Consider the following 21999-nt stretch of genomic DNA (forward strand, 5'->3'; position numbering starts at 1 on the left):
GTTGAATATAGCGAAACACTATTTTTGTGTAAATGATGTTTCGCTCGAAACACGATGGAATCGCGTTGGGGAACAACAGATTGGCTGCGATGGAAGAATTAGATCCAGTATTCGGTCAGCCGTGCCGCCCATTCCTTGAGGCGGTCGGCCCACGGGCGGTCGCGCCACTGGGCGAGGGTGATTTCCTTGGAGTCGCGCAAATCCTCGGCGAACGCGCTTTCCATGTCGTTGCCGAAGCCGGCGTCGAGCACCACCACGTTGAGTTCGTAATTGTGCAGGAAACTGCGGCGGTCGATATTGGCTGAACCCACGGTCGACCAGGTACCGTCGATGACCGCCGTCTTGGCATGCAAGATCGCCACTTGCAGCTGGTGGATCTTGACCCCGTTGCGCAGCAGCTCATCGTAGAACGCGCGTCCCGCATGGAACACCAGGCCGTGATCGGTCACGCCGGGCAGCACCAGGCGCACGTCCACGCCGCGCTTGGCAGCCGCGCTGAGCGCTTCGACAAACTGGCGGTCCGGCACGAAATAGGCCGAGGTGATGTGCACCGACTTTTTCGCTTCCTGGATCGACAGCATGAAGGCCTTGTAGATCTCCGATTCGCGCTCGGGATCGGTGGCCAGCACGCGCACGATCTTGTCGCCCACCGGCGCCAGCGGCGGGAAATATTCGCGCTCGGGCAATTCGCCCGCATCCTGGTTGACCCAGCCTTCGATGAAGTGAAACTGCAGCGAGGCGACCGCCGGGCCTTCGATCTTGATGTGCGTATCGCGCCAGCCGACTTTCTTGCTGTCGGTCGAGTCCGGCTTGCGCTTGGAGCGGAAGAAGGAACTGTTGGCGTAGGTACTGCTGATGTTGATGCCGCCCGTGAACGCGACCTTGCCGTCGACCACCATCAGCTTGCGGTGGTCGCGGTTGTTCAGCTCCCACTTGCCGACCCGGGCCGCCGGATTGACCGGGTTGAAGGCGACCATGGCAATGCCGGCCTGCTTCATGCGCTCGAAGAATTCCTTGGGCGTGGCCAGGGTGCCGACGCTGTCGTACAGCACGTTGACGGTGACGCCCTGTTTTTGCTTTTCGATCAGCACGTTGGCGAATTGCAGGCCGATGTCATCCTGGTCGAAAATATACGTTTCCAGGTTGATCGAGGTCTTGGCGTTGCTGGCGGCGGCCATCATTTCCTTCATGGTGGCCGGGCCATCGAACAGCAGGGTGACCTTGTTGCCGGCCACCAGGGGCACGCCGGTGGCCGCTTCTTCCAGCACCGCCAGCGCCTTCATGTCGGGCGTGGCCTTGGCCCAGCGCCGCGCCAGCAGGTCGGCGGCCTTTTTCTTGTCCATCCGGCCCTTGCCGGTGGCGATGGTCGGGTTGGCACGCGCCGCCGGCGCATCCACCAGCCCATCCATCGAGGGCAGCGAGGCGCAGGAGGCCAGGCCGACGGCCAGGGCCAGTACGGCCAGCCAGGCAGCGACGCGTGGTTTTGTCATTTTGAACCCCTCGTTGGTACGGCTTCGGGCGGCTCCGGCGGCATGTCCCCGGGCCCGATGAAAAAATCGATGGGGGCGGCCAGGAAGCGCCGTCCGAGTGCTTTCAACAACAGGATACCGTGTTCGAAGTGAATCTTGCGCGCGCGAAGCGCAACTAATAGTGCTAACCCGAAACTTACCACGAGATTGACCGTACCGATCGATAAAAATCCGCCGATCGAGGTCAGTGCCACTTCCCAGTTCATGCTGTGATCGAGCGCCACCAGCGCGGTGGCGAAATTGGCGGACGAGAAGGTGACGTGGCGGATGTCGAGCGGCAGGCCGAACAGGAAGCCGAGGGTGCCGATGGTGCCGAGCAAAATGCCGAAATACAGATTGCCCATCAGGCTGCCCAGGTTGTTTTCGATGTAGAGCGACAGGCGCCCCAGGCGTTCCGGCCCCAGCAGGCGGCCCAGGCCGCGCAGCTGGACCACGCGCCGTGCCATGCGCGTGTACAGCGCCTTGTTATCGAAGTAGCCGGAAATGAGACCGGCCACGAACAGGCAGACGCCGGCAATGGCGGCGTAGAACAGGGCCGGGCTGTGGATCGGATCGATGTCGTGCAACAGGTGCGCGGCCTTGTCGGGCGTGACCAGGTGGTGTCCGGTGGCGTAGCGATAGCCCATGGCGATCAGCCAGGCGGTGGGAATGGCGGTGGCCAGGTTGCCCAGCACCGCGAAGCACTGGGTGCGGAATACCTTGTTGATGAGTTCCGCCATGCTGTCGAGGTCGATATTGCGCCCATCCTTGCTCGACAGGCCGGCGGCGATGCGCGACGCGGTCATGGCCGGCTGCTTGGTGGCCACGGTGAAATGCAGCACGTGGATCAGCATGAAGCCGAGCGAGTAGTTCAGGCTGAACAGGAACGCTTCGACCAGCGGCGCGGCGCGCAGGGTGCCCAGCAAAATCTTGAACAGCGCCATGAAGCCGACGATGAAGCCGGCGCCGGCCGAGGACAGGAACATGCCGCCCAGCTGGCCGCGCGTGTCGGCGATGTAATGCTCGCCGGTGCGGCTGGCGTTTTCGGTGACGTTGCGGGCCAGCAGGTCGATATTGTCGGCGAACAGGTCGCGCACCGTGTATTTGTTGTTGTGGGCTTCGACCAGTTCCTGGGCCAGGGCGATGGCACCGGCGCGGTGCAGGCTGGTCGGCGGCGCGTAGTCGGGGGTGGCGTCGTTGGCCAGGGTTGCCAGGTCGACGCTGGGGGCGGCCGGCAATTGGCCGCTGACGTCGACCAGGAACAGCAGCTTGCGCAAGCGGTCGATGCTCTGGGTCAGGGCTACCAGCAGATAGGTGAGGGCGACGCTGGTGCCGTGGCTGAGCGCATTCTTGCGGATCTTGGCGACCACGCTGTCGCACTGGTCGAGCATGACCAGCAGGTGGCGCGCATCGTCCACGCTGGCCGCTTCGCCGGCCAGCAGGCGCGCGTAGCCGTCGAGGTAGTGATTGACCTCGATGTTTTGCATCAGGAAGGGCGAATCGAAGTTTTCGATGTCGGCGTGGCTGCTGATCAGGCGCGGCTCGAAGCCGAGCGCGCACACGCGGCAGGACAGGGTGCGGATCGCTTCGAGCATGCCGAGCACGGTGGTGCGGCGCGCGTTGGCCGGGCTGGTGTGCGGCGCGGGCGCGGCGTTCGACACCACGTCGAACAATTCCAGCCAGTCGGCGGCCGGCACGGTGGCGATCCAGCGGTAGTCGGTTTTCACGTACAGCACCTGGTCGATGGCGTCGCTCAGGTAGACATCGCCCAGGGCGGGCGGCAGGAAACGGTAGGAAACGCGGCGTTTCAGTTCAGTGAAGAAGCCATCGTTGGAGAGCACGCCGATGTCGGTGTACAGGCTGGCGTGGCGGCGGCTCTCGAGCAGGCGCGTGAGGTAGCTGCGCAGGGCGGAAGCATGGGCCGGGTTGCCCTTGAGGAGCTGGCACAGGGTGCGCACCCGTTCGGTGCTGCCGGCAAAGTCGGCGCGCCGCTGCGGGCGCAGTTGTTCGACCAGGTCGACCAGGATCTCGATGCGGTCGCTGTGGGGATCGATTCGTTCTAAAGTGGAAAGCATGAAATATAGCCGGAGCAACAGATACTAAAGACGTAGTGTACGTTGCGGACGTTCCGAAACTTTGTTCGCTAGCGAACACAGCGGCCCACCGTGCCTAATTGGGGCAGAGCGTGTATTTCTTTTCCCGGCTGCCGTGAATGTCATTCACCGACGGGTAGGTGACGCAATAGGTGCCCAGCGCCGTCCTGATCTTGTATTTGCGCCCGCCGCCATCGGCATTGCCGGTGGTGATTTCCTCGACCTCGGCCTGTTCGAACAGGGTGGGGCCGCGCCGGGCCGACTGGATGCCGGCGATCAGGCGCTTTTGCGGCGAATCGTCGGGCACGCTGAACTTGTTGAGCGATTGCTTGCGCAAGTCCTTGTCGATCTTGCCCAGGTCGGCCAGCGCGCGCTTGCGGATGGCGTCGGCACCGCTCGGTGTTGCGGCAGTGGCGGGTTCGGCGAAGGGATCGGGCGGCACCACGGTCATCGACGGGGCTTCGGCCTCGGCAGCGGGCGGTGCAGCCGCCACCGCGACCGCCGGCGCGGGCGTAGTGGGGTGCTGGCGCGCCACGCGCACGGGAGCGGGGTTGGTGGCGGGGGCGGGCGTGGCGCGCGTTGGCGGCGTTTTCTGGAGCGGTGGGGCGGCAATGGCGTCGATCCACTGGATGCGCGGACCGTTCTCGTCTTCGCGCGGCGGGGCTTTCTCGCGCGTATGGCGCCACGCCAGCAACAGGGCCGCATGCAGGCCGACCACGAGGCCGATCGTGATCCAGCGCGCGCGGGGCCGGGGAAGCAGAACGTCAGTGGACATGGCTCATCAATATGGAGGTGGCTGGGGAAAGCGCGTTGAGTTAAATGTATCGTTGCAACATTCCCAATGCTAACAGTTCAAGCCGGGTAATCGCCGTGGCGGCAGTGGAGCGCCGCCTCTAACCGGATCGCGGGGCGACCGGACCGGATGGGCAAGTTCGGTTAAACTGGGAGCAGAACAATGACTGCGAGGCAATTATGTATCTGACTTATTTCAAAGGGCAATGGGCCGAAGGTAATGTGCCGCTGTACGGCGCGATGGATCACAGCGTGTGGCTGGGCTCCTCGGTCTTCGATGGCGCGCGCGCCATGCGCGGCCAGCTGCCCGATCTGCGCCTGCATTTGCAGCGCGTGATCGATTCGGCCGAGCGGCTCGGTTTGCAATGTCCGCTGACGGTGGACGAGATGGAAGCGCTGGTGCGCGAAGGCGTGGGCAAGTTCCCGGCCGATGCGGAGCTGTATGTGCGCCCGCTGGTGTTCGGCGCCGAGGGCTTCCTGGTGCCGGTGCCGGAAAAGAGCGGCTTCGCGCTGACCCTGTTCGATGCGCCGATGCCGCCGTTCACGGGCTTTTCGGCTTGCCTGTCGCGCCTGTGCCGGCCGGACGCCAGCATGGCGCCGACCGACGCCAAGGCCTCGGCCCTGTACGCCAACACCAGCCGTGCCATCCGCGAAGCGAGCGGGCGCGGTTTCGATAATGCGGTGGTGCTCGACAGCGATGGCAACGTGGCCGAGTTCGCGACCTCGAACCTGTTCCTGGTCACGCCGGAAGGCAAGGTGGTGACGCCGGTGCCGAATGGCACTTTCCTGGCCGGCATCACGCGCGCCCGGGTGATCGGGCTGTTGGCCGAGGCGGGCGTGGCGGTGGAAGAGCGCAGCGTGCACCCGGACGAGCTGCTGACGGCGCTCGAAATCTTCAACACCGGCAACTACGGCAAGGTCACGCCCTGCATCCGCTACGAAGGGCGCAGCTTGGCCATCGGGCCGGTGGCGACCCTGGCGCGCGAGCGCTACCTGGCGTTTACCGGCGCGGCGTAAAGCGCTGCGGGCCGCGCCGCCGGCTGCCTTACCTGACGCCGGGGGCTGGCTTGGCGGGGGCCGGCTTGGTGTCGACTGGCTTGACGTTGCCGCAATTGGCGCCCAAATATTTGCCAGTCGATGCCATGGTCATGTTTCCCATGGCGCCGGCGGCGCTGGAGGTCATGCTCACGGTCGAGCTGTAGGAGTCGGCCTGGTACGAAATCTTGCCCTCGCCGGATGTCTGCGGGTTGGTGCAGGAATAGGAGAAACTTTGCGTGCCGCCGACCATCGGTCCCTTCTTGTGGGTGCAGTTGCCGCCTTGCGGGCCAAGATGGTCGCCGCTCGAATCGTCGATCATTTTTTGGGTGATGCACACCTTGACGGTGACGCTGCCGTCGTCGTGCAGGGTGAAGTTGGCCGGGCCCGACTTGCCCATCGCTTTCTCCATTTCCTTGCGCTGTTCCGGGGTCATGGACTTCATATGCTTTTGCATCTCCGCCATGGCATTGGCGATCTGCGCGTTTTGCGAGGTGGTCTTGCTGGTGTTTTCCCACAGACCGGGCTTCATGGTCTGGGTGGCGGCGCTGGCGGGCGCGAGCGACAGGGTCGCGGCGGAAACGAGGGCGAGGGCGGTCAGGCGAAGACGTGGGATCATGGTGGCTCCAGTGTGAATACGCGAGTTTATCGCGAAACGCGCGCTGGATGTTGTTAATAGAATATGCAAGACACACGGCGGGCCGCCCCCGCCGTGCGGCGCCGGGCGAGTCAGTTGAAGTCCTCGTCATCGTCGTCGAGATCGTCATCAAGATCCTCGCCGGCGTGACCGGCACTGCGCGCCGCGCTGTCGTTGCCGGCCTGGGCGTCGCCGCGCGCGCGCCAGGCCGGGTCCGATCCGACCGCTTCCAGCAAACCCTTGACGCGCCGTACCCGCGCGCTCTGGTTGGCGTTGGTCTGGCCTGGGGAGGAGGCCGGCGCCGCGGCCGGGGGCGGCGCTTCCGCGCTCCAGGATTGCAGAGAATCCAAAAAATGGGCAAAACGCTCCGTGCTCATACCGTGCTCCTGTGCGAGTGGTCAACCTGCGAAAAAGGGGGACTGGCAACTGCCACGCCGATGCGGATGGCGTTCATGTCAGTGCACCTGGGTGAACAAGGCGAGCATGCCGACATAGCCGAACCCGTACGTCATGCACAGCACCAGCGCGCAGGGCAGGGCAATGGCCCAGGACTGGCGCGCGTAATCGGTGCCCAGGCGCTCGCGGATGAAGCGCTCCTGGGGACTGGCCTCGGCGATGTACCAGACCAGCAGGAAAATCACGTTGCTCATGCGCCAGGGCGAGGCGTCGCCGCACAGCAGGGAATAATAGAAATTGAGAATGACCATCACCAGGCTGAGCGCGAACCACCAGCAGGCGCGCACGGCGCGGCCGGACTCGCCCAGCGTTTCCCAGTTGCGGATGAGCAGGAAGGCGCCGAACAGGGGCGTGAACAGCAAGCTCCAGAAGGCGGCGGCGTCCGGGTTCCACAGCGTGTCGCGCCGTTCGGCGCCGGCGGCCGGCGAGTGCGGGAGGGAGGTATGTGCATTCATAGGTGCAACTATCGCGTGCCTCCCACGCCGATGTATTGATCTGGCGCTAGGTTTGCGCCGACATCAGGTGCAACTGGAGATATTGCAACAGCAGGACGGTCTTGCCATCCATGATCGCGCCGCTGGCCATCATCGCCAGCGCTTCGTCGAAACCGAGTTCGAGCACGTCGATATCTTCGCCCTCGGCGGCCAGGCCGCCGCCATCGCCCACCTTGTGTTCCGGTGCGTAGGCGCCGATGAAAAAGTGCAGGCGTTCGGTGACCGAACCGGGGCTCATGAAGAGGTCGTAGATCTTTTTCACGTCATCGATGCGGTAGCCGGTTTCTTCCTCGGCTTCGGCGCGGATGCGCTGCTCCGGGCTGGCATTGTCGAGCAGGCCGGCGGCCGCTTCGATCAGGAAACCGTCGTGCCCGTTGACGTAGGCTGGAATGCGGAACTGGCGCGTGAGCAGCACCGTGCGCTGGCCCAGGTTGTACAGCAAGATCACGGCGCCGTTGCCGCGGTCGTAGACTTCGCGCGTCTGGCTCTGCCAGCTGCCGTCGCGCCGGCGCAGCGAAAAGCTCAGGCGCTTGAGGATGTACCAGTTGTCCGACAGCAGTTCTTCCTGGTCGATGCGTACCCGTGGTGCTTGCATGATGTGTCCCTGTGATTGTGCTTGGTGTTTTTTAGAATATCGTGCAAAATCGTGCAATGTCAAGAAAATACATGCAGGAGCGGCCATGCTGACAACCCAGCGCAAGCAGTATCTGATGGACCTGTTGCGGCGCGACGGGCAAGTGGTGGCCAAGGCCGTGAGCGAGGCACTGGGCTTGTCGGAAGACACCATCCGGCGCGACTTGCGCGAACTGGCGCGCGAAGGCTTGCTGCAGCGCGTGCATGGCGGCGCGCTGCCGGTCTTGCCCGCCTCGCCGGCGCTGGCCGATTTCACTGCGCGCGCGCAGATCTCGGCCGATGCCAAGGCGGCCATCGGGCGCGCCGCCGCCGCCCTGGTCGCGCCGGGGCAGGTGGTGCTGCTCGATGGCGGCACCACCTCGGGCCACCTGGTGCGCCATCTTCCGCTGGATCTGCGCGCCACCGTGCTCACCCACAGTCCCTCGGTGGCGCTGGCGCTGCTGGAACATGAACAGGTGGAGGTGATCATGCTGGGCGGGCGCCTGTACCGCCATTCGCTGGTGGGGGTGGGCGCGGCCACGCTGGAGGCGATCGCCCAGGTGCGCGCCGACCTGTGTTTCCTGGGCGTGAGCAGCATCGATCCGGACGCCGGCCTGTCCACCGGCGACTTCGAGGAGGCGGCCGTCAAGCGCGCCATGTGGCGGGCGGCCGCGCACACGGTGGTGCTGGCCTCGCCCGAAAAACTGGCGACCGCCTCGCCTTACCGCATCGCCGGCGCGGACCAGATCGGGGCGCTGGTGGTGGCGCGCGGCACCGACGACGCCTTGCTGGCGCGCTACCGCGCGCTGGGCGTGACGGTACACGTGGCCGGGGCGTAAAAAAGCCGGCATCGCGATGCCGGCTGTTCGGGGTACGGCGAGAAGGCTGCGGGCTTAACCCTGGCGGTTCGGCTCGGCGACGTAGATCTCGACACGGCGGTTGCGCGCTCGGCCGGAAGGGTCGTCGTTTGAAGCGACCGGTTCGCGTTCGCCGCGGCCATCGATCATGATGCGGTTGGGCGAGACGCCGCGCGAGGCGAGGAAGTCGCGGGTCTGGGCGGCGCGGTCGACCGACAGCGGCTGGTTGACCGCATCGTTGCCGGTGCTATCGGTGTGGCCGATGATGGTCACGGTGGTCGACGGATTGTCTTGCAGGGTGGCGGCGAAGCGATCCAGCACGGGACGGAAATTCGATTTGATGTCGGAGCGGCCGGTGTCGAACGAGACGTCGGCAGGCACCTCGAGTTTCAGGCGGTTATCCTGGGTCTGGCTGACCTGGATGCCGGTACCGCGCGTGGCCTGCTCCATGGCTTGCTTCTGCTGCTCCATGCGGTTCGACCAGATATTGCCGATCAGTGCGCCGGCGGCGCCACCGATGATGGCCCCCTTGCCCGCGTGTCCGCCGTGGCCGGCAGTCGCGCCAATGATCGCGCCCAGGCCAGCACCGACGCCGGCGCCGGTGGCGGTGCCGCGCTGGGTCGGGGACATGTCGGCGCAACCGGTGGCCAGCATGGTGACGACAGTGATGCCGATCAGGGATTTGCTCAGGTTCATTTTCATAGTAGGGCTCCAAAAGTAAGTAATCCGTTTCGCTGTCACGCCAGGCTGTGTCAGGCGCGACCGCGAAACGGATCGGACATCAGTCGATGGCCAGATCGTGCGTCAGCTAGATACCGCGGCCGCTGATCAGGCGAACCAGAATCATGATGACTGCGACAACCAGCAAAATGTGGATGAAGCCATTAATTGTATAGGAAGTGACCAGACCGAGCAGCCACAGGATCAGAAGTACGACGGCGATTGTATAGAGCATGATATTGTCCTCGGTGGGTTTTTATAGACGACTGGTATGTCGTGATTGCAGTATGCAGAACTCTTGCATGCCGCTCCGTACGCTGGCGTACATTAAGAATAAGTTTTTTGTTCGTTTTGCAAGGCTGGCAACCATCCCAATACGCCAGCCAGGCCAACCAAACCAATCAGGCAAGCCACCAGGCCGCCGGCAATCAGGAACACCACGTCCTGGGCCTGCATTGCAGGGCTGCTGCCCGCCGCGACGGGTCCCGCAGCGCTGAAACCGAACAGCGTCACGATAATGCCCCAAGCTACAATGCCGATCCAAATCATGCGGTTCATGATAATTCCTTCGTTTCTGGTGATACTGCCGCGCCGTTTGCTGCAGGCGTGAAGCCATTCTCGCGCCAGCTCATCAGGAGATCAGTTCGCTAACACACATTGCAAACAAGAAAAGAATGCGCCAGGGGAGCGCGGCGCCTGGGCGTTGTTTTTTTGTACTGGCGCGCGCGATCAGGCGGCCGGGCGCAAGGTCCCGTTGACGATCTCGACGCGGTCGCCGGCACGCCAGCCGGCCGCGCTCCGCTGATGGAAGGTACGGGCGCCGCCATCGTCGAGGCGGACCCGGATTTCATAGCTGCGGGTGGCCTTCATGCTGCCTTCGATCTGGTTGCCGGCCACGGCGCCGCCGACGGCGCCGGCCACGGTGGCCAGCTTGCGGCCGTTGCCGCCGCCAACCTGGTTGCCCAGCAAGCCGCCGAGGATGGCGCCACCGGCCGCACCCAGGCCGCTGCCCTGGGCGCGCTGGCTCACTTCACGCACCGATTCGACATTGCCGCAGTGCGCGCACCAGCGGCGTTCCTGGTCCGGTTCGGCCGCGCTCACGCGCGCCGCCGGCTGGCTTGGCGGCGCCGCATGGTCGCGCGCGGCCCGGCGCCCGCCATCCTGTTCGCGGTCGCGGTCGCGGTCGCGCTCCCGGCCGAGCCCGCGCTGATCGCGCGCGGCCAGCGCGGGCGGCGTGCTGCCCTCCAGTCTGGAGGCGAGCATGGCGCGCTCGATCTGGCTCAGTTCGGCCGGGGCGGGCGCAGCGCCGATGGACGCGGGAAGCCAGCCCAGGATGGCGGCCGTGCCGGTGCCGCACAACACGATGACCGCCACGGCGGCCGCGATCAGCAGGGGATGGCGCGCGCCCTGGGTCACGGGAGAAAAAGGTGTACTCATGGTTTCCTTTGGATTGAACGGCGCTGCCGCACTGTCGGGTTGATGCGGCTCATTCTCCTGATGACGGGGCCGTTCTTCCGTGCGTCACCGTACATACTTCGCCTATTATTGCCGTTACCCTGATTGACATTGTTTGCACATGTATCCGTCGTATTTACCTGGCCTGACCTATCTAATGATCGCTATCCGTTTTGACTTATGGTCGACCACACGCTTTGCCTGCCGGAGGGAACGATGAAGCACGTCTCCGCGGTCGAGCTCGACCACCCGAACGGCAACCAGCTGCTCGCCGCCCTGCCGCATGCCGACCTGGCGCGCCTGTCGCCCTTGCTCGAACCGGTGCAGGTGGAGGTGGGCGAGGTGCTGTGCGAGCCGGCCGAGCCGGTGCGCTACATCTATTTTCCGCACGATTGCCTGATTTCCCTGCTGGGCGTGGCGGAAGGGCGCATGACGCTCGAAGTGGGGCTGGTCGGGCGCGAAGGCATGCTGGGCGCGACCGTCGCGCTCGGACATGACACGGCGCAGACGCGCGCCATCGTGCAGCGCGCCGGCTGCGCCAGCCGCATGGACAGCGCCAAGTTCCGCACCGAGTTCGCGCGCAATCCGGCCTTGCAGCGGGTGCTGTACCGTTACACCGATACCTTGCTGGCGCAGGCGATCCAGATCGCCGTGTGCAGCCGCTTCCACGTGCTCGAAGCACGCCTGGCGCGCTCGCTGCTGATCACGCGCGACCGCCTCAAGTCCGACAAATTCCATCTCACCCACGAATTCCTGGCGCATGCGCTGGGCGTGCGCCGGGTCGGCGTGACCAAGGCTGCCAGCGCCCTGCAGCAGCAGGGGCTGATCATCTACAGCCGCGGCAATATCGAAATCCTCGACGTGCCCGGCCTGGCCGCAGCTTCCTGCAAGTGCTACGAGATCGTCAAGGAAGCCGGCGCCTGCGCGCTGTCCACCGCCTTCGTCTGAACCCGTGCGGGCAGCGGCGGCCTACGGGGCTTGCCGCTGGCCGAGCACCTGAGCGCGGTACGCCATCCATTGCTCCAGACCCTGTTCCGGTACCGGCATCTGCTCCAGGAAGGTGCCGGCCGAGGTATCCATCGCCTGCCAACCATGGCGCCGGCACAGTTCCACAATGGGCGCGGCAATCCCGGCGCCGGCGCGCACGTGCAGCATGATCCTGTTGACCGGATCGTGGTCCGAGAGATTGAAGCCGACCGAGCCGAACGGCCCCTGATAACGACCCCACGTCGGATCGCTCCAGCCGGTGTCCGCGAACAGATCGGCAATCGCGGCCTGGATCTGCGCCCGGCTTCCCATCGGCAGGCATGACTCGTCGTTGCCGATCTGGCCGACATGGGTGTACGTGCGCGAAAACTTGCAAACGAAAACATCCCAGTTCATCGACTCCCCCCTTGTTTTTCCCGCCATGATAAAACACCGGGCGTAAAAAAACCCCGCGTACGGGGTTTTTCCTCAATCAGGCACAGCGGTCATTTGGGTGGCTTGACCTGGTTGCCGATCACGCCGCCGACGATTGCGCCGCCGACGGTGCCGCCCGCGCTGCCGCCGGTCAGGACGCCACCGACCACTGCGCCGGCACCGGCGCCAATGGCGGTGTTCTTATCCTGCCCCGACATGCCGGCGCAGCCGCTCAAACCGAGCGCCAGCGTGACCAAAGTCGCGCTCATGAGCACCTGCCTGATTGTTTTCATCGTGAACCTCGTTGAATTGCTTGTTGCTTATTTCATGCGAATATCGTTTTTCACCGACTTCACACCTTTGACGTCGCGTGCGACCTTGCCGGCGGTAGCGATGCTGTCATGGGCAGCAACGAAGCCGCTCAGTTGCACAACGCCTTTGAAGGTTTCAACGTTGATTTCAGCAACTTTCAGGCTCGGCTCGTTGACGATGGCAGCCTTGACGCTGGTGGTGATCACGCTGTCGTCAACGTACTCGCCGACGCTTTCTTTCTTGTCGGTCGAAGCGCAGCCGACAACGGTGGTCAGCATCAGGGCGGCGATCAGGGTCGAGACGATTTTCAGGTTTTTCATGGTGTGTTCCTCTATGGTGGTGGTCTATGTTGTTATGCGTTCGGCAGTGCTTTCGCCGATCCGATGTAGCCAGAATAGTGCCTGTCGAGCTCGTGGTCTGTTCGCCAACGCACATAGGTGACAAAACGCAATTTATCCACCATCAGCGGCTGGTCTTGCCCGGCGGCGGGGCTTGCGGCTTTGCGCGCGCCTGCGCCAGCAGGCGCGCGCAACCGCTGTCCTGGCTCGGTCCGGTGTTTACCAGCGGCAGCAGGGCGGCGGCCGGTGCCGCCAGTCCGAGCGCCACGGCGCCGCCGGCTTTCAGGGCCAGCACGCCCTTGTCGACGCTCACGTCGGGCTTGGAGAAGCTGCCGCGCACGTGCAGGGGCGAGCGCAGCGAAAAGATGCGCAAGCCCTTGGTCTTGGGATTGAGGGTCAGGTCCATCTGTTCGTTGGCGAGGTTGATGGTGCCGTCGGCCGTGATGACCGCTTCCTCGGTATCGACCACGAAGGTGCGCGTCTGCATCAGCCCGTTGGTGACCTGGAAATCGGTGGCCATGCAATTGAGCTTGACCTGCTTGTCGCCGAACAGCTTGGTGAGCACGATATTTCCGATATTCAGGCCCATCTGTTCGAGCAGCATCTTGCTGACCGTGCCTTCATCGATCAGCGCCTTGATTTCGCCGTTGGACGCGCCCAGCAGGGAAGCGACCGAATTGCCGGTGCTCGATAGCTGGGCGTCGCCATTGATCTGGCCGACGGTGGCTTTCATTTCGGGAATCGACGGGAACAGTTCCTTGATGCGGATATGGCGCGCGCTGACCTTGGCGGTGGCCTTGATGGCTTGCTTGCCCTTGCCGCTGCCGTCGAGCTTGATGGTCGAGCTCATGTTTCCGCCAGCCATCTGGAAGTTCATCGGCGCCAGGTTGAGCACGCCATCCTTGAGGATCAGGTGGGTGTTCAGTTTGCTGATCGGCAGCTGCTTTTCGCGCACGATGCGCTCGGCTTCATAGCGCACGTCGGCGTCGATGGCGGTCCAGCGTTCGGTGCGGAACGATTCGACCGGCAGCACCTTGCCGGCCGGCTGCACCGCCTCGACCCCGCGCGCTTGCTTGCTGGCATTCGAGTCGGCGCCCACCAGCGGCCCCAGGTCGGCGAACTGCAGCAGTTTGGAAGATACAGTGCCACTGAGTTTGCCGCGCGGCTTGCCGGTTCGGTATTCGAGGTGGCCGGCGATATCGCTGGAACCGACCGTGCCGGTGAATTTGTCGTAGATCCAGCGGCTGCCGGTCTCGCCCAGTTCGCCCGTCAGGCGACCCTCGGTGCGAAACGCCGGCGTTTCCGGCAGCAGCACCCCGGTCAGCGTATACAAGCGCGCCATGCTGGCCCCTGCCAGCTTGAGGCGCAGGTCGAGCGCGGCCAGCCTGGTCGGCTTGGTGAGCGTGCCTTCGACTTCGATGTGGGTCTTGCCCACGTGCAGATCGGCCTGCACCGGGTAGGGCGTGGTTTGCTGCTTGAGCGAGAGTACCGCGCCGGCCTTGCCGCCGCCGCTGACCGGACCGCCATTGTAGGTGCCGCGCAGCTTCCAGCTGACGCCGTAGGCGGGGTCGGCGTTGATGGTGTCGACGTCGGCCGTCAGGTCGATCTGTTCGAGCGCATCGTTGAACTTGACCACGCCCTTGGTGAAGATCACGCGTTCAAGGTCGAGCTTCCAGCGCGCCGGCTGCTCGTCCTGGCGGAAGGTCCAGTTGTTCTTGCCATCCTTGTCGCGGCGCAGGTCGACCGCCGGCGCGTCGAAGCGCAGCACGGGAATGGCGATGGTCTTGCGCAGCAGCGCGAACGGATTCAGCGAAAACGAAAACTGTTTGACGCTGGCCATGTCGCCCGCGCCGAGACCCTGCGGCTGGCCGACATGCACATCGTTGGCGACCAGGTGCGGCCACGGTACCAGGTCGCGCCAGGTGCGGTCGTGCCCGGCCATGATGGAGGCCGGCTTTTCCCAGCTCAGCCTGAGGTCGCCGGCGATGACGACGGGGCGGTCGAGCGCTTCGCCGGCCTTGGCGCCCAGCCAGGGCCTGGCCTTGTTCCAGTCGTAGCTGAGCAGGATGGCCAGCGCGATGGCGGCAATGGCGGCCAGCACGGCGAGGCTGGCGAGAATGATCTTGGTGCGGCGCGCGAGCGGTGTGCGGCCGGACGGGACCGGGGCGGCTTGACTCATGACTATCCCTCTTGTGAAAGTAAGAACAGCTTAAGCGATCAGGGTAGCTTGCTTGTGTACGTTAGCGCACGGTCGTACGGGCCCTTGCGCGCAAAACATTTGCTATGTGCGGCAGCGAACCGAACTTGCCATTAAATCAGCTTATAACGTTATCACGACATCATTACACCTCATGGAGAAACCCGATGAATGCACAAATCAAGAATCAAGTCTGCAAAGTTCTTTGCGCCGCACTGGTTATGACACTGGCCGCTTGCGCCAGTTCGCAAAAAGCGCCGGCCACGGCCGATGTGGCCGTGTCCAAGAACGCGGTTGAAAATGCCGTGAGCGCCGGCGCCGCCGACCTGGCACCTGAAGAAATCAATGCGGCGCGCGCCAAGATGATGCGCGCCAACGCAGCCCTGGCCGCCAAGGATTACAAACTGGCGCGCGAACTGGCGACCCAGGCCCAGGTCGATGCCAAGCTGGCCCAGAGCAAGGCCAATTCGGCCAAGGCCACCAGCGCCGCCAACGCACTGCAGGATGACTTGCGCGTGCTGCGCGAAGAAGTCGACCGTGCCAACAAGCCACAACAATAAAAACAGATTGACGCCGCGCGCCCTCACAGCGGCAGCGCAGGCCGAATGGCCGCGCACGGTAGCACCCAGAGCACAAGAAAACCATTGATTAGCGCGCCCCGTGCGCTACGACAAGAAAAGGAAATACCTCCATGAAACATACTTTGATCAAGTCCGCCATCCTCGCCTCCGTCCTCGCGCTGGGCGCATGCAGCAGCGTGCCGACCACCACCCCATTGCTGGACCAGGCCCGTGGCGATTTCGTCGCCGCCAACAATAATTCGCGCGTGTCGACCTTCGCCCCGCTGGAATTCAAGCAAGCCAGCGAAGCGCTGGAACAAGCCAACGCCGCCGCCGCCCGCAAGGATAGCCTGGAGCAGATCGACAAGCTGGCCTACCTGGCCAAGCAAAAGATCGCCACCGCACAGGAAGTCGCAAAACAGAAGCAGGCTGAAGCCGATATCGCTGCTTCCGGCAAGCAGCGCGATGCCGTGCGTCTCGAAGCGCGTACTGCCGAAGCGGACCGCGCCAAGATGGATGCCGCCGCCTCGAAAGCCGCCGCCGCCGCCGCCAGCGCTGACGCCGCCGCCGCCCAGAACCAGGCTGCCGCCGCGCAAGGCCAGGTCGCCGCCGCCGAAGCCCAGACCCGCGAAGCCCAGGCCCGCGCCGCCCAGCTCGAAGCGCTGATGACGGACCTGCAAGCCAAGAAAACCGAACGCGGCCTGATCATCACGATCGGCGACGTGCTGTTCGGCGTGAACCAGGCCAACCTGACCCCGAACGGCCAGGCCACCCTGCGCAAGCTGGCCGACGCCCTGGCACAGAACCCGAACCGCACGGTGCTGGTCGAAGGGTTTACCGACAGTACTGGCAGCAGCGCGCATAACCAGCAATTGTCGGAGCGCCGCGCCACGTCCGTGCGCGCCGCCCTGGTTGACATGGGTGTGGCGCGTGACCGCGTCGCCATGCGCGCCTACGGCGAAGCCTTCCCGGTCGCCGCCAACGATACGGCCGGCAACCGCCAGATGAACCGCCGCGTGGAAATCGTGCTGTCGAACGAAGGCGCGCCGATCGCCCCGCGCCGTTAACAGGAACACCACCGCAACAGAATATTAAGGAATCATCATGGAACACAACACCAAGCCACTGGCGCACGGATTCGACGTGCAAGCCATCCGCCAGGCAGCGGCCAATCTGGACGACGGCGCCGTGACGGACGGTTACGCCGCCGACCGTGAAGCGGTCATCAACATGCTGAACGACGCGCTCGCCACCGAACTGGTGTGCGTGCTGCGCTACAAGCGCCACTACTACACCGTCAACGGTGTGGGCAACGGCCCGATCAAGGCCGAGTTCCTCGAGCACGCGCAGCAGGAGCAGGAACACGCCGATTCGCTGGCCGAACGCATCGTCCAGCTGAACGGTTCGCCGAATTTCAATCCGGCTACCCTGACCGCGCGCAGCCACGCCGAGTACGACGAGTCGGATGATGTACAAGCCATGATCCGCTCGAACCTGATCGCCGAACGGGTGGCGATCGAGTCGTACCGGCAAATGATTGCCGCCATTGGCGACAAAGACCCGACCACCAAGCATCTGTTGATCAGCATCATGGCGGTCGAAGAAGAGCACGCGGACGACATGCGCGATCTGCTGGCTCGCTAAGAGCAAAAACGGACACATTTTTCAGACTTTTTTCAACCCACCACTGGAGTTCATCATGTTAGATACCACTACCCGCAGCAACGGCACTTCCAACCTGAACGGCAATGTGAACGCAGTCCAGACCGATGTCAAGACCCTGGTCAAGGATGCCCAGACCCTGCTCTCCGCAGCGGCCGCACTGACTGGCGAGAAAGCCGAAGACATGCGCGCGCGCGGCATGGAAATGCTGGACGTCGCGCTGGGCAAGGCCTCGCAAGTGCAAGGTCAAGCTATCGTCAAAGGTAAGGAACTGGCGCACACCGCCGATGTCTATGTCAAGGACAACCCATGGCGCACGATCGCTGCAGCAGCCAGCGTCGGCTTGCTGGTCGGCGTGATCCTGGGCCGTAAATAATCCACGCCGGGAGAAGCCATGGACAAAACAACTGCTGCAGTGCATGGCCCCGGCCTGATGGGCGGCCTGACAGGGCTGGCAAAAAATATCTTCGGACTCGTGGTGTCGCGCGTGGAACTGGCGGCACTCGAGTTGTCCGAAGTGCGCAATCATGTGCTCGAACTGCTGGTGGTGTTTTCGCTGGCAGTGCTGTGCGCCATGTTTGCGCTGGCCTACGGCACCGCGACCATCGTCGCGCTGGCCTGGGAAAGCATGGGCTGGAAAATCCTCCTGCTGATGTTTGCCGTGTTCATCGCCGTGACGATCGGCCTCGCGGTCAAGGCCAAGGCCATGCTCAAAGAGGGCAAGCTGGCTTTCCCCGAGACCATGAACGAACTCAAGAACGATCGTGACATGCTGCTGTAAGCGGCCATTCAGACCGGAGGATTACGATGGATAACATTATCGGGCTCGACAAAAAAGCGGGCAAGGGCGCGGCCGAGTCGGTGTCGGAGCGCAAGGCGCGCCTGCTGCGCCAGGGCGATTTTTACCGCGTCGGCATTGCCCATGCCAAGGCCCGGATCAAGCACGATGCGCGGCCCGACGTGCTGTTTCACTCGGCACTCGACCATGCGACCTGGGCGGTGCGCGCGCGGATCGACAGCGTGCTGCATCCGACCGGCATCAGCGTGGCGGCGATCATGCCGTACGTGGCGACCATCCTCGGTGTCATCACGCGGCGCCGGCTGCTCAAGCCGGCGATCGGGGTGGCGGCGGTGCTTGGTGGCTTGGTCTGGTACTTGCAGCAACGCCGCACGCGCGAGGCGCCGAGCGTGTGAACTGGTTGGTGAGCATGCCGGGCAAGCGAACCCGGCCTTGCAACAAGAACGGAAAAATATGGTGGGGCTTGAGCGGCGTCGTAATCTTCGGATTCGACGCCGTCTTTTTTCGGGGCTCTTTTTCTTCGGCTCGCTATTTTCTCTATACTCGATTGATCCTTAGACTGCGGCGCTCCCATGACAGACATTAACAAGCTCAATCCCGATAAGCTGCGTATCGTTCTCGTCCTGCAAGGCGGCGGCGCCCTGGGCGCGTACCAGGCCGGCGTGTACCAGGCGCTGCACGAACATGATCTGGTGCCGGACTGGATCGTCGGCACCTCGATCGGCGCCATCAATGCCGCCCTGATCGCCGGCAACGAGCAATCGGTGCGGCTGGAAAAGGTCAAGGCCTTCTGGGACCGGGTCTCGCATCCGGATACGCTGGACATGACGCGCGTGGACGACCGCCAGCGCCGTTCGAATATCTGGCTCAATACCTTCGACACCGTCATGCGCGGGGTGCCCGGGTTTTTCTCGCCGCGCCTGTTCAGCGGCTTTGCGTACGGGATGACGGTGGCGCCGGAAGAAGCTTCGTTCTACGACACCTTGCCGCTGCGCGACACGCTGCGGGAACTGGTCGACTTCGATTACCTCAATGCCGAGGGCGGCATGCGCCTGACCGTGAACGCGGTCAATGTGCGCACCGGCGAACTGGCTCACTTCGACAGCGAGAGCGGGCAACTGGGCGCCGACCATGTGCGCGCCAGCGGCAGCCTGCCGCCCGCCTTCGCCCCGGTGCGCATAGACGGCGAACTGTACTGGGATGGCGGCCTGTACTCGAACACCCCGCTCGAATCGGTGCTGCGCGAATTGCCCGGTGGCGACACCATCTGCTTCATGGTCGATTTGTGGAGCGCGGAAGGGGAAGTGCCGGTGACGATGGATGAAGTGAGCACGCGCCAGAAGGACGTGACCTACGCCTCGCGCTCGAAGCGCCATATCGAAGATTACAGCGCGACCCATGCGCTGCAGCACAAGCTGCGCCAGCTGTACGCGCGCCTGCCGCAAGCCGAGCGCACCGACGACGACCGGCGCGAGCTGGAAGCGCTCGGCTGCGACGCCACCTTGCACATCGTGCGGATTCCCTATGCGGGCCGCGACTGGCATATGGCATCGAAAGACGTCAATTTTTCCAAGGGATCGATCGCGTGGCGCTGGGAGCAGGGTTACCGCGATGCATTGCGGGCGCTCAAGCATGCCGGCTGGCTGGTGATGGTGGCCGAAGAAACGGCCGTGGTGGTGCATGAATTGCCGCCGGAGCAGGACGACTGGGTCGCTGCGGCGGCGTAATCACGATGCGGCTTGCCGGCTCAGCCGCCGACGGCTGCCTGGGCGCGCGCGCCGGCCATGTCTTTCTGATAGTTCGCTTGCGCTTCCTTGTTGCAGGCGCCGCGTTCGGCGGCCGCCAGGGCGCGGCAAGCGCCCCGGGCTTCCTGCAGGGCCGCGCCCATTTCCTTGCGCAGGGTGCGCAGGCGGGCGTCGGGGGTGACATCCTCGCGCGACCAGCGCGCCGGGTCGCCACGGGCGATTTCGGCCGCTTGCTGGCGCGCGGTGGCGGCCGGCACGTTCTGGTCGGTCGAGGTTTGGGCTTGCTGGGCCTGCGCCAGGCTCATGCCCATCAAGCCGGCGCTGAGGATGGCGGTGCGCAGCGCGCGCGACAATGGACGGGTGGTGGGTGCGGATGCGCCTGGCATCACGGTCGGTACAGGCTCGCGCATGGCGGCTCCTTGTCTGATGGTGGGGCAAAAAAAACCGACGCACGCGGCGCCGGTTGTCGACTTTTACAGGCGCCCGGTGATGAGCAGCACAATCAGCACCACCACGATGATGCCGGTGATGCCGGTTGGACCGTATCCCCAACTGCGGCTGTGGTTCCAGGTTGGAAGAACGCCGATCAGCGCAAGAATGAGAATAACGAGAAGAATGGTACCCATGGTGGGCTCCTTAAAAGTGGTCGAGCTGGCTGGCAGGTCGTGTTTTATTGTTGGCGGGTGGGTAATACAAAAAAATTAGTAACGGTAGACGCGGCCATCGACCAGACGCACGCGGTTGCCCACGCGCAGGTCGTACACGCTGTCCTGCACAACCGTGCGGGTTTCGCCATTTTCCAGGCGCACATTGATCTGATACATGTCCTGGCCATTGCCGGCATTCCGGTTGGCTTCCACCTTGTTGCCGACCACGGCGCCGCCGACGGCACCGGCGACGGTGGCGGCGGTGCGGCCAGTGCCGCTGCCGACCTGGTTACCGACCAGCGCGCCCACGATCCCGCCGACCACCGCGCCGGTGCCGCTGGTCTGGCCTTCGCTGCGGGTGACCTGGATCGATTCGATGGTGCCGTATCCGGCCGAGGCCGATACCGGGTTGCTGTAGCTGCCATTGTTGGCCGGCTGGTTCGAGGTGCTGGCGCAACCGCTGATGACTGCAGAAACGGCGACGACCAGTGCTGCGATAGTCTGAGTCGATTTCATGTTGTTCTCCTGACAAAGTGTAGAGCCAGCATAATCAGCAACAAGCCTGGGGTCTGTGCGCTGCCGCACCCAGTCCGCGGCGCTTGAGCTTGCATCAAACTGTTGGGTTTTTGCCACTAATCGTGTTGTGTTCGCCAGCGTACAGATGTGCTGTCCCACATCCCGTACAACGTCATTGAGCGATGTATTGTCACCGGAGAAAAGCAAGATGAAGCAAGCAGTGATCCGCGCCCTGGGCGGCGCCCTCCTGATCTCGGCCGCGCTGGCCGCCAGCGCGGCCACCCCGGAAGCGACAGCGGCGTACAGCCAGGCCAGGGATGCGGCGACCAGCGCCTACAAGGCGGCCCGTGCGCGTTGCGATGCCATCAGCGGCAACCCGAAAGAGGTGTGCGTGGAAGAAGCCAAGCTGGCGCGCGTGCGCAGCGTGGAAGACGCCACCGCGCTCTACAAGGGCACGCTCAAGGCTTACACCCAGTCGCGCCTGGAGATTGCCGGCGCCACCTACGACCTGGACCGGGTCAAGTGCAAGGCATTGACGGGCAATGACAAGGATGTCTGCATCCAGCAGGCAAAAGCGACCCTGATCGCGGCCCAGGCCGACGCCAGGGCCGACAAGAAAGCGATCGAAGCGCGCACCGATGCGCGCGCCGACAAACGAACGGCCGAGTACAAAGTCGCGCGCGAAAAGTGCGATGCTTTTGCCGGTGCGGCCAAGGACAGTTGTGTCTCGGCCGCAAAATCGCAGTACGGCAAATGAGCCGTCCTGCAACAGCTCACATTGAGCATCTTTTTGAACCACCCACCAAGGAGTCCACCATGAAAATCGCAAAACGTCTGTCGTCCATGCTGTTTGCCGCCACCCTCGTTGCCACCATGGCCGGTTGCGCTTCGACTGCCACCAAGGAAGGGACCGGCGAGTTTATCGATGACACCGTGATCACCGCCAAGGTCAAGGCCTCGATCTTCAACGAGCCAACCCTGAAATCGTCGGAAATCAACGTCGAAACCTTCAAGGGCGACGTGCAGCTGTCCGGCTTCGTGGCCGATCCGGCCGATGCCACCAAGGCGGCCGACGTGGCACGCGGGGTGAAGGGTGTCGTCTCGGTCAAGAACGACGTCCGTGTGAAGTAAGCTGAGCTCTCCAGGCCGGCCCGCAGTGGCCG

At 64.0% G+C, this 21999-nt stretch carries 30 protein-coding genes; 12 read left to right on the plus strand and 18 right to left on the minus strand.

Annotated elements, in window-relative coordinates; genetic code table 11:
* Window positions 1–98: 98 nt before the first annotated feature.
* The 3 genes from cls to PO883_RS13510 form a co-directional block, all read right to left on the minus strand.
* Window positions 99–1490: a cardiolipin synthase gene (cls, locus tag PO883_RS13500; RefSeq protein WP_289310230.1), complete on the minus strand. Its 1392-nt coding sequence runs from the start codon at window positions 1488–1490 to the stop codon at window positions 99–101.
* On the minus strand, window positions 1487–3583 hold the full coding sequence (locus tag PO883_RS13505; RefSeq protein WP_289310231.1) for a site-specific recombinase: 2097 nt from the start codon (window positions 3581–3583) through the stop codon (window positions 1487–1489). Before PO883_RS13505 ends, cls begins: the two co-directional genes overlap by 4 nt.
* Before the next feature lie 94 nt (window positions 3584–3677).
* Window positions 3678–4376: a hypothetical protein gene (locus tag PO883_RS13510; protein ID WP_289310232.1), complete on the minus strand. Its 699-nt coding sequence runs from the start codon at window positions 4374–4376 to the stop codon at window positions 3678–3680.
* Between the two features lie 197 nt (window positions 4377–4573).
* On the opposite strand from PO883_RS13510, the gene PO883_RS13515 reads away from it, so the two are divergent.
* Window positions 4574–5410, plus strand: coding sequence for a branched-chain amino acid aminotransferase (locus PO883_RS13515; RefSeq protein ID WP_289310233.1), 837 nt, complete (start codon window positions 4574–4576; stop codon window positions 5408–5410).
* A 28-nt stretch (window positions 5411–5438) separates the two neighbouring features.
* Here the strand turns inward: PO883_RS13515 and PO883_RS13520 are convergent, their stop codons facing one another.
* From PO883_RS13520 to PO883_RS13535, 4 genes are all read right to left on the minus strand, one after another.
* Entirely contained in the window at window positions 5439–6047 is a 609-nt protein-coding gene (locus PO883_RS13520) for a DUF3617 domain-containing protein (protein WP_289310234.1), read from the minus strand.
* A 110-nt stretch (window positions 6048–6157) separates the two neighbouring features.
* Window positions 6158–6442, minus strand: a complete 285-nt coding sequence (locus PO883_RS13525; RefSeq protein ID WP_289310235.1) for a hypothetical protein — start codon at window positions 6440–6442, stop codon at window positions 6158–6160.
* A gap of 78 nt (window positions 6443–6520) precedes the next feature.
* Window positions 6521–6976 (minus strand): hypothetical protein, encoded by a 456-nt coding sequence (locus tag PO883_RS13530; protein WP_167088591.1) that lies wholly within the window; start codon window positions 6974–6976, stop codon window positions 6521–6523.
* A gap of 46 nt (window positions 6977–7022) precedes the next feature.
* Window positions 7023–7610: an NUDIX domain-containing protein gene (locus PO883_RS13535; protein WP_289310236.1), complete on the minus strand. Its 588-nt coding sequence runs from the start codon at window positions 7608–7610 to the stop codon at window positions 7023–7025.
* Window positions 7611–7695: 85 nt separating this feature from the next.
* On the opposite strand from PO883_RS13535, the gene PO883_RS13540 reads away from it, so the two are divergent.
* Window positions 7696–8466, plus strand: a complete 771-nt coding sequence (locus tag PO883_RS13540) for a DeoR/GlpR family DNA-binding transcription regulator (protein ID WP_289310237.1) — start codon at window positions 7696–7698, stop codon at window positions 8464–8466.
* A 54-nt stretch (window positions 8467–8520) separates the two neighbouring features.
* Here the strand turns inward: PO883_RS13540 and PO883_RS13545 are convergent, their stop codons facing one another.
* The 4 genes from PO883_RS13545 to PO883_RS13560 form a co-directional block, all read right to left on the minus strand.
* Complete coding sequence (locus tag PO883_RS13545; protein ID WP_289310238.1) at window positions 8521–9186, minus strand: OmpA family protein; 666 nt, start codon at window positions 9184–9186, stop codon at window positions 8521–8523.
* Window positions 9187–9292: 106 nt separating this feature from the next.
* Entirely contained in the window at window positions 9293–9439 is a 147-nt protein-coding gene (locus tag PO883_RS13550) for a lmo0937 family membrane protein (protein WP_167088587.1), read from the minus strand.
* 92 nt (window positions 9440–9531) lie between these two features.
* A complete protein-coding gene (locus PO883_RS13555) occupies window positions 9532–9762 on the minus strand; it encodes a hypothetical protein (RefSeq protein ID WP_167088586.1) in 231 nt (76 codons plus the stop codon).
* A 171-nt stretch (window positions 9763–9933) separates the two neighbouring features.
* Window positions 9934–10641 carry a glycine zipper 2TM domain-containing protein gene (locus PO883_RS13560; protein ID WP_289310239.1) on the minus strand — a complete coding sequence of 236 codons (708 nt, stop codon included), beginning with the start codon at window positions 10639–10641 and terminating at the stop codon, window positions 9934–9936.
* A 234-nt stretch (window positions 10642–10875) separates the two neighbouring features.
* Here PO883_RS13560 and PO883_RS13565 point away from each other — a divergent pair, with 234 nt between their 5' ends.
* Window positions 10876–11607, plus strand: a complete 732-nt coding sequence (locus tag PO883_RS13565) for a Crp/Fnr family transcriptional regulator (RefSeq protein WP_289310240.1) — start codon at window positions 10876–10878, stop codon at window positions 11605–11607.
* Between the two features lie 21 nt (window positions 11608–11628).
* On the opposite strand, the gene PO883_RS13570 is transcribed toward PO883_RS13565, so the two are convergent.
* The 4 genes from PO883_RS13570 to PO883_RS13585 form a co-directional block, all read right to left on the minus strand.
* Window positions 11629–12042 carry a hypothetical protein gene (locus tag PO883_RS13570; protein WP_289310241.1) on the minus strand — a complete coding sequence of 138 codons (414 nt, stop codon included), beginning with the start codon at window positions 12040–12042 and terminating at the stop codon, window positions 11629–11631.
* A gap of 89 nt (window positions 12043–12131) precedes the next feature.
* Window positions 12132–12329, minus strand: coding sequence for a glycine zipper 2TM domain-containing protein (locus tag PO883_RS13575; RefSeq protein WP_373890065.1), 198 nt, complete (start codon window positions 12327–12329; stop codon window positions 12132–12134).
* Between the two features lie 51 nt (window positions 12330–12380).
* Window positions 12381–12692: a BON domain-containing protein gene (locus tag PO883_RS13580; RefSeq protein ID WP_167088581.1), complete on the minus strand. Its 312-nt coding sequence runs from the start codon at window positions 12690–12692 to the stop codon at window positions 12381–12383.
* Window positions 12693–12834: 142 nt separating this feature from the next.
* Window positions 12835–14889 carry an AsmA family protein gene (locus PO883_RS13585; RefSeq protein ID WP_289310243.1) on the minus strand — a complete coding sequence of 685 codons (2055 nt, stop codon included), beginning with the start codon at window positions 14887–14889 and terminating at the stop codon, window positions 12835–12837.
* A gap of 185 nt (window positions 14890–15074) precedes the next feature.
* On the opposite strand from PO883_RS13585, the gene PO883_RS13590 reads away from it, so the two are divergent.
* From PO883_RS13590 to PO883_RS13620, 7 genes are all read left to right on the plus strand, one after another.
* On the plus strand, window positions 15075–15467 hold the full coding sequence (locus PO883_RS13590; RefSeq protein ID WP_289310244.1) for a DUF4398 domain-containing protein: 393 nt from the start codon (window positions 15075–15077) through the stop codon (window positions 15465–15467).
* 131 nt (window positions 15468–15598) lie between these two features.
* The gene (locus PO883_RS13595; RefSeq protein ID WP_289310245.1) at window positions 15599–16534 is read left to right on the plus strand and encodes an OmpA family protein; all 936 of its coding nucleotides are present in this window, start codon (window positions 15599–15601) and stop codon (window positions 16532–16534) included.
* Between the two features lie 37 nt (window positions 16535–16571).
* Entirely contained in the window at window positions 16572–17111 is a 540-nt protein-coding gene (locus tag PO883_RS13600; protein ID WP_289310246.1) for a ferritin-like domain-containing protein, read from the plus strand.
* 55 nt (window positions 17112–17166) lie between these two features.
* Entirely contained in the window at window positions 17167–17505 is a 339-nt protein-coding gene (locus tag PO883_RS13605; protein WP_167088576.1) for a YqjD family protein, read from the plus strand.
* A gap of 18 nt (window positions 17506–17523) precedes the next feature.
* Window positions 17524–17910 carry a phage holin family protein gene (locus tag PO883_RS13610; protein WP_289310247.1) on the plus strand — a complete coding sequence of 129 codons (387 nt, stop codon included), beginning with the start codon at window positions 17524–17526 and terminating at the stop codon, window positions 17908–17910.
* Window positions 17911–17936: 26 nt separating this feature from the next.
* Window positions 17937–18323 carry a hypothetical protein gene (locus PO883_RS13615; protein WP_289310248.1) on the plus strand — a complete coding sequence of 129 codons (387 nt, stop codon included), beginning with the start codon at window positions 17937–17939 and terminating at the stop codon, window positions 18321–18323.
* Window positions 18324–18500: 177 nt separating this feature from the next.
* A complete protein-coding gene (locus tag PO883_RS13620; RefSeq protein WP_289310249.1) occupies window positions 18501–19655 on the plus strand; it encodes a patatin-like phospholipase family protein in 1155 nt (384 codons plus the stop codon).
* Window positions 19656–19675: 20 nt separating this feature from the next.
* On the opposite strand, the gene PO883_RS13625 is transcribed toward PO883_RS13620, so the two are convergent.
* From PO883_RS13625 to PO883_RS13635, 3 genes are all read right to left on the minus strand, one after another.
* A complete protein-coding gene (locus tag PO883_RS13625) occupies window positions 19676–20083 on the minus strand; it encodes a hypothetical protein (protein ID WP_289310250.1) in 408 nt (135 codons plus the stop codon).
* 63 nt (window positions 20084–20146) lie between these two features.
* The gene (locus PO883_RS13630) at window positions 20147–20299 is read right to left on the minus strand and encodes a DUF3309 family protein (protein ID WP_167088574.1); all 153 of its coding nucleotides are present in this window, start codon (window positions 20297–20299) and stop codon (window positions 20147–20149) included.
* 75 nt (window positions 20300–20374) lie between these two features.
* Window positions 20375–20836 (minus strand): glycine zipper 2TM domain-containing protein, encoded by a 462-nt coding sequence (locus PO883_RS13635; RefSeq protein ID WP_289310251.1) that lies wholly within the window; start codon window positions 20834–20836, stop codon window positions 20375–20377.
* A gap of 208 nt (window positions 20837–21044) precedes the next feature.
* Here PO883_RS13635 and PO883_RS13640 point away from each other — a divergent pair, with 208 nt between their 5' ends.
* Both PO883_RS13640 and PO883_RS13645 read left to right on the plus strand, forming a co-directional pair.
* On the plus strand, window positions 21045–21593 hold the full coding sequence (locus PO883_RS13640; RefSeq protein ID WP_289310252.1) for a hypothetical protein: 549 nt from the start codon (window positions 21045–21047) through the stop codon (window positions 21591–21593).
* Window positions 21594–21652: 59 nt separating this feature from the next.
* The gene (locus PO883_RS13645) at window positions 21653–21967 is read left to right on the plus strand and encodes a BON domain-containing protein (RefSeq protein ID WP_167088571.1); all 315 of its coding nucleotides are present in this window, start codon (window positions 21653–21655) and stop codon (window positions 21965–21967) included.
* The last annotated feature ends 32 nt before the right edge of the window (window positions 21968–21999 follow it).

The organism is Massilia sp. DJPM01, assembly GCF_030348125.1.
Taxonomy (GTDB): domain Bacteria; phylum Pseudomonadota; class Gammaproteobacteria; order Burkholderiales; family Burkholderiaceae_D; genus Telluria_A; species Telluria_A frigida.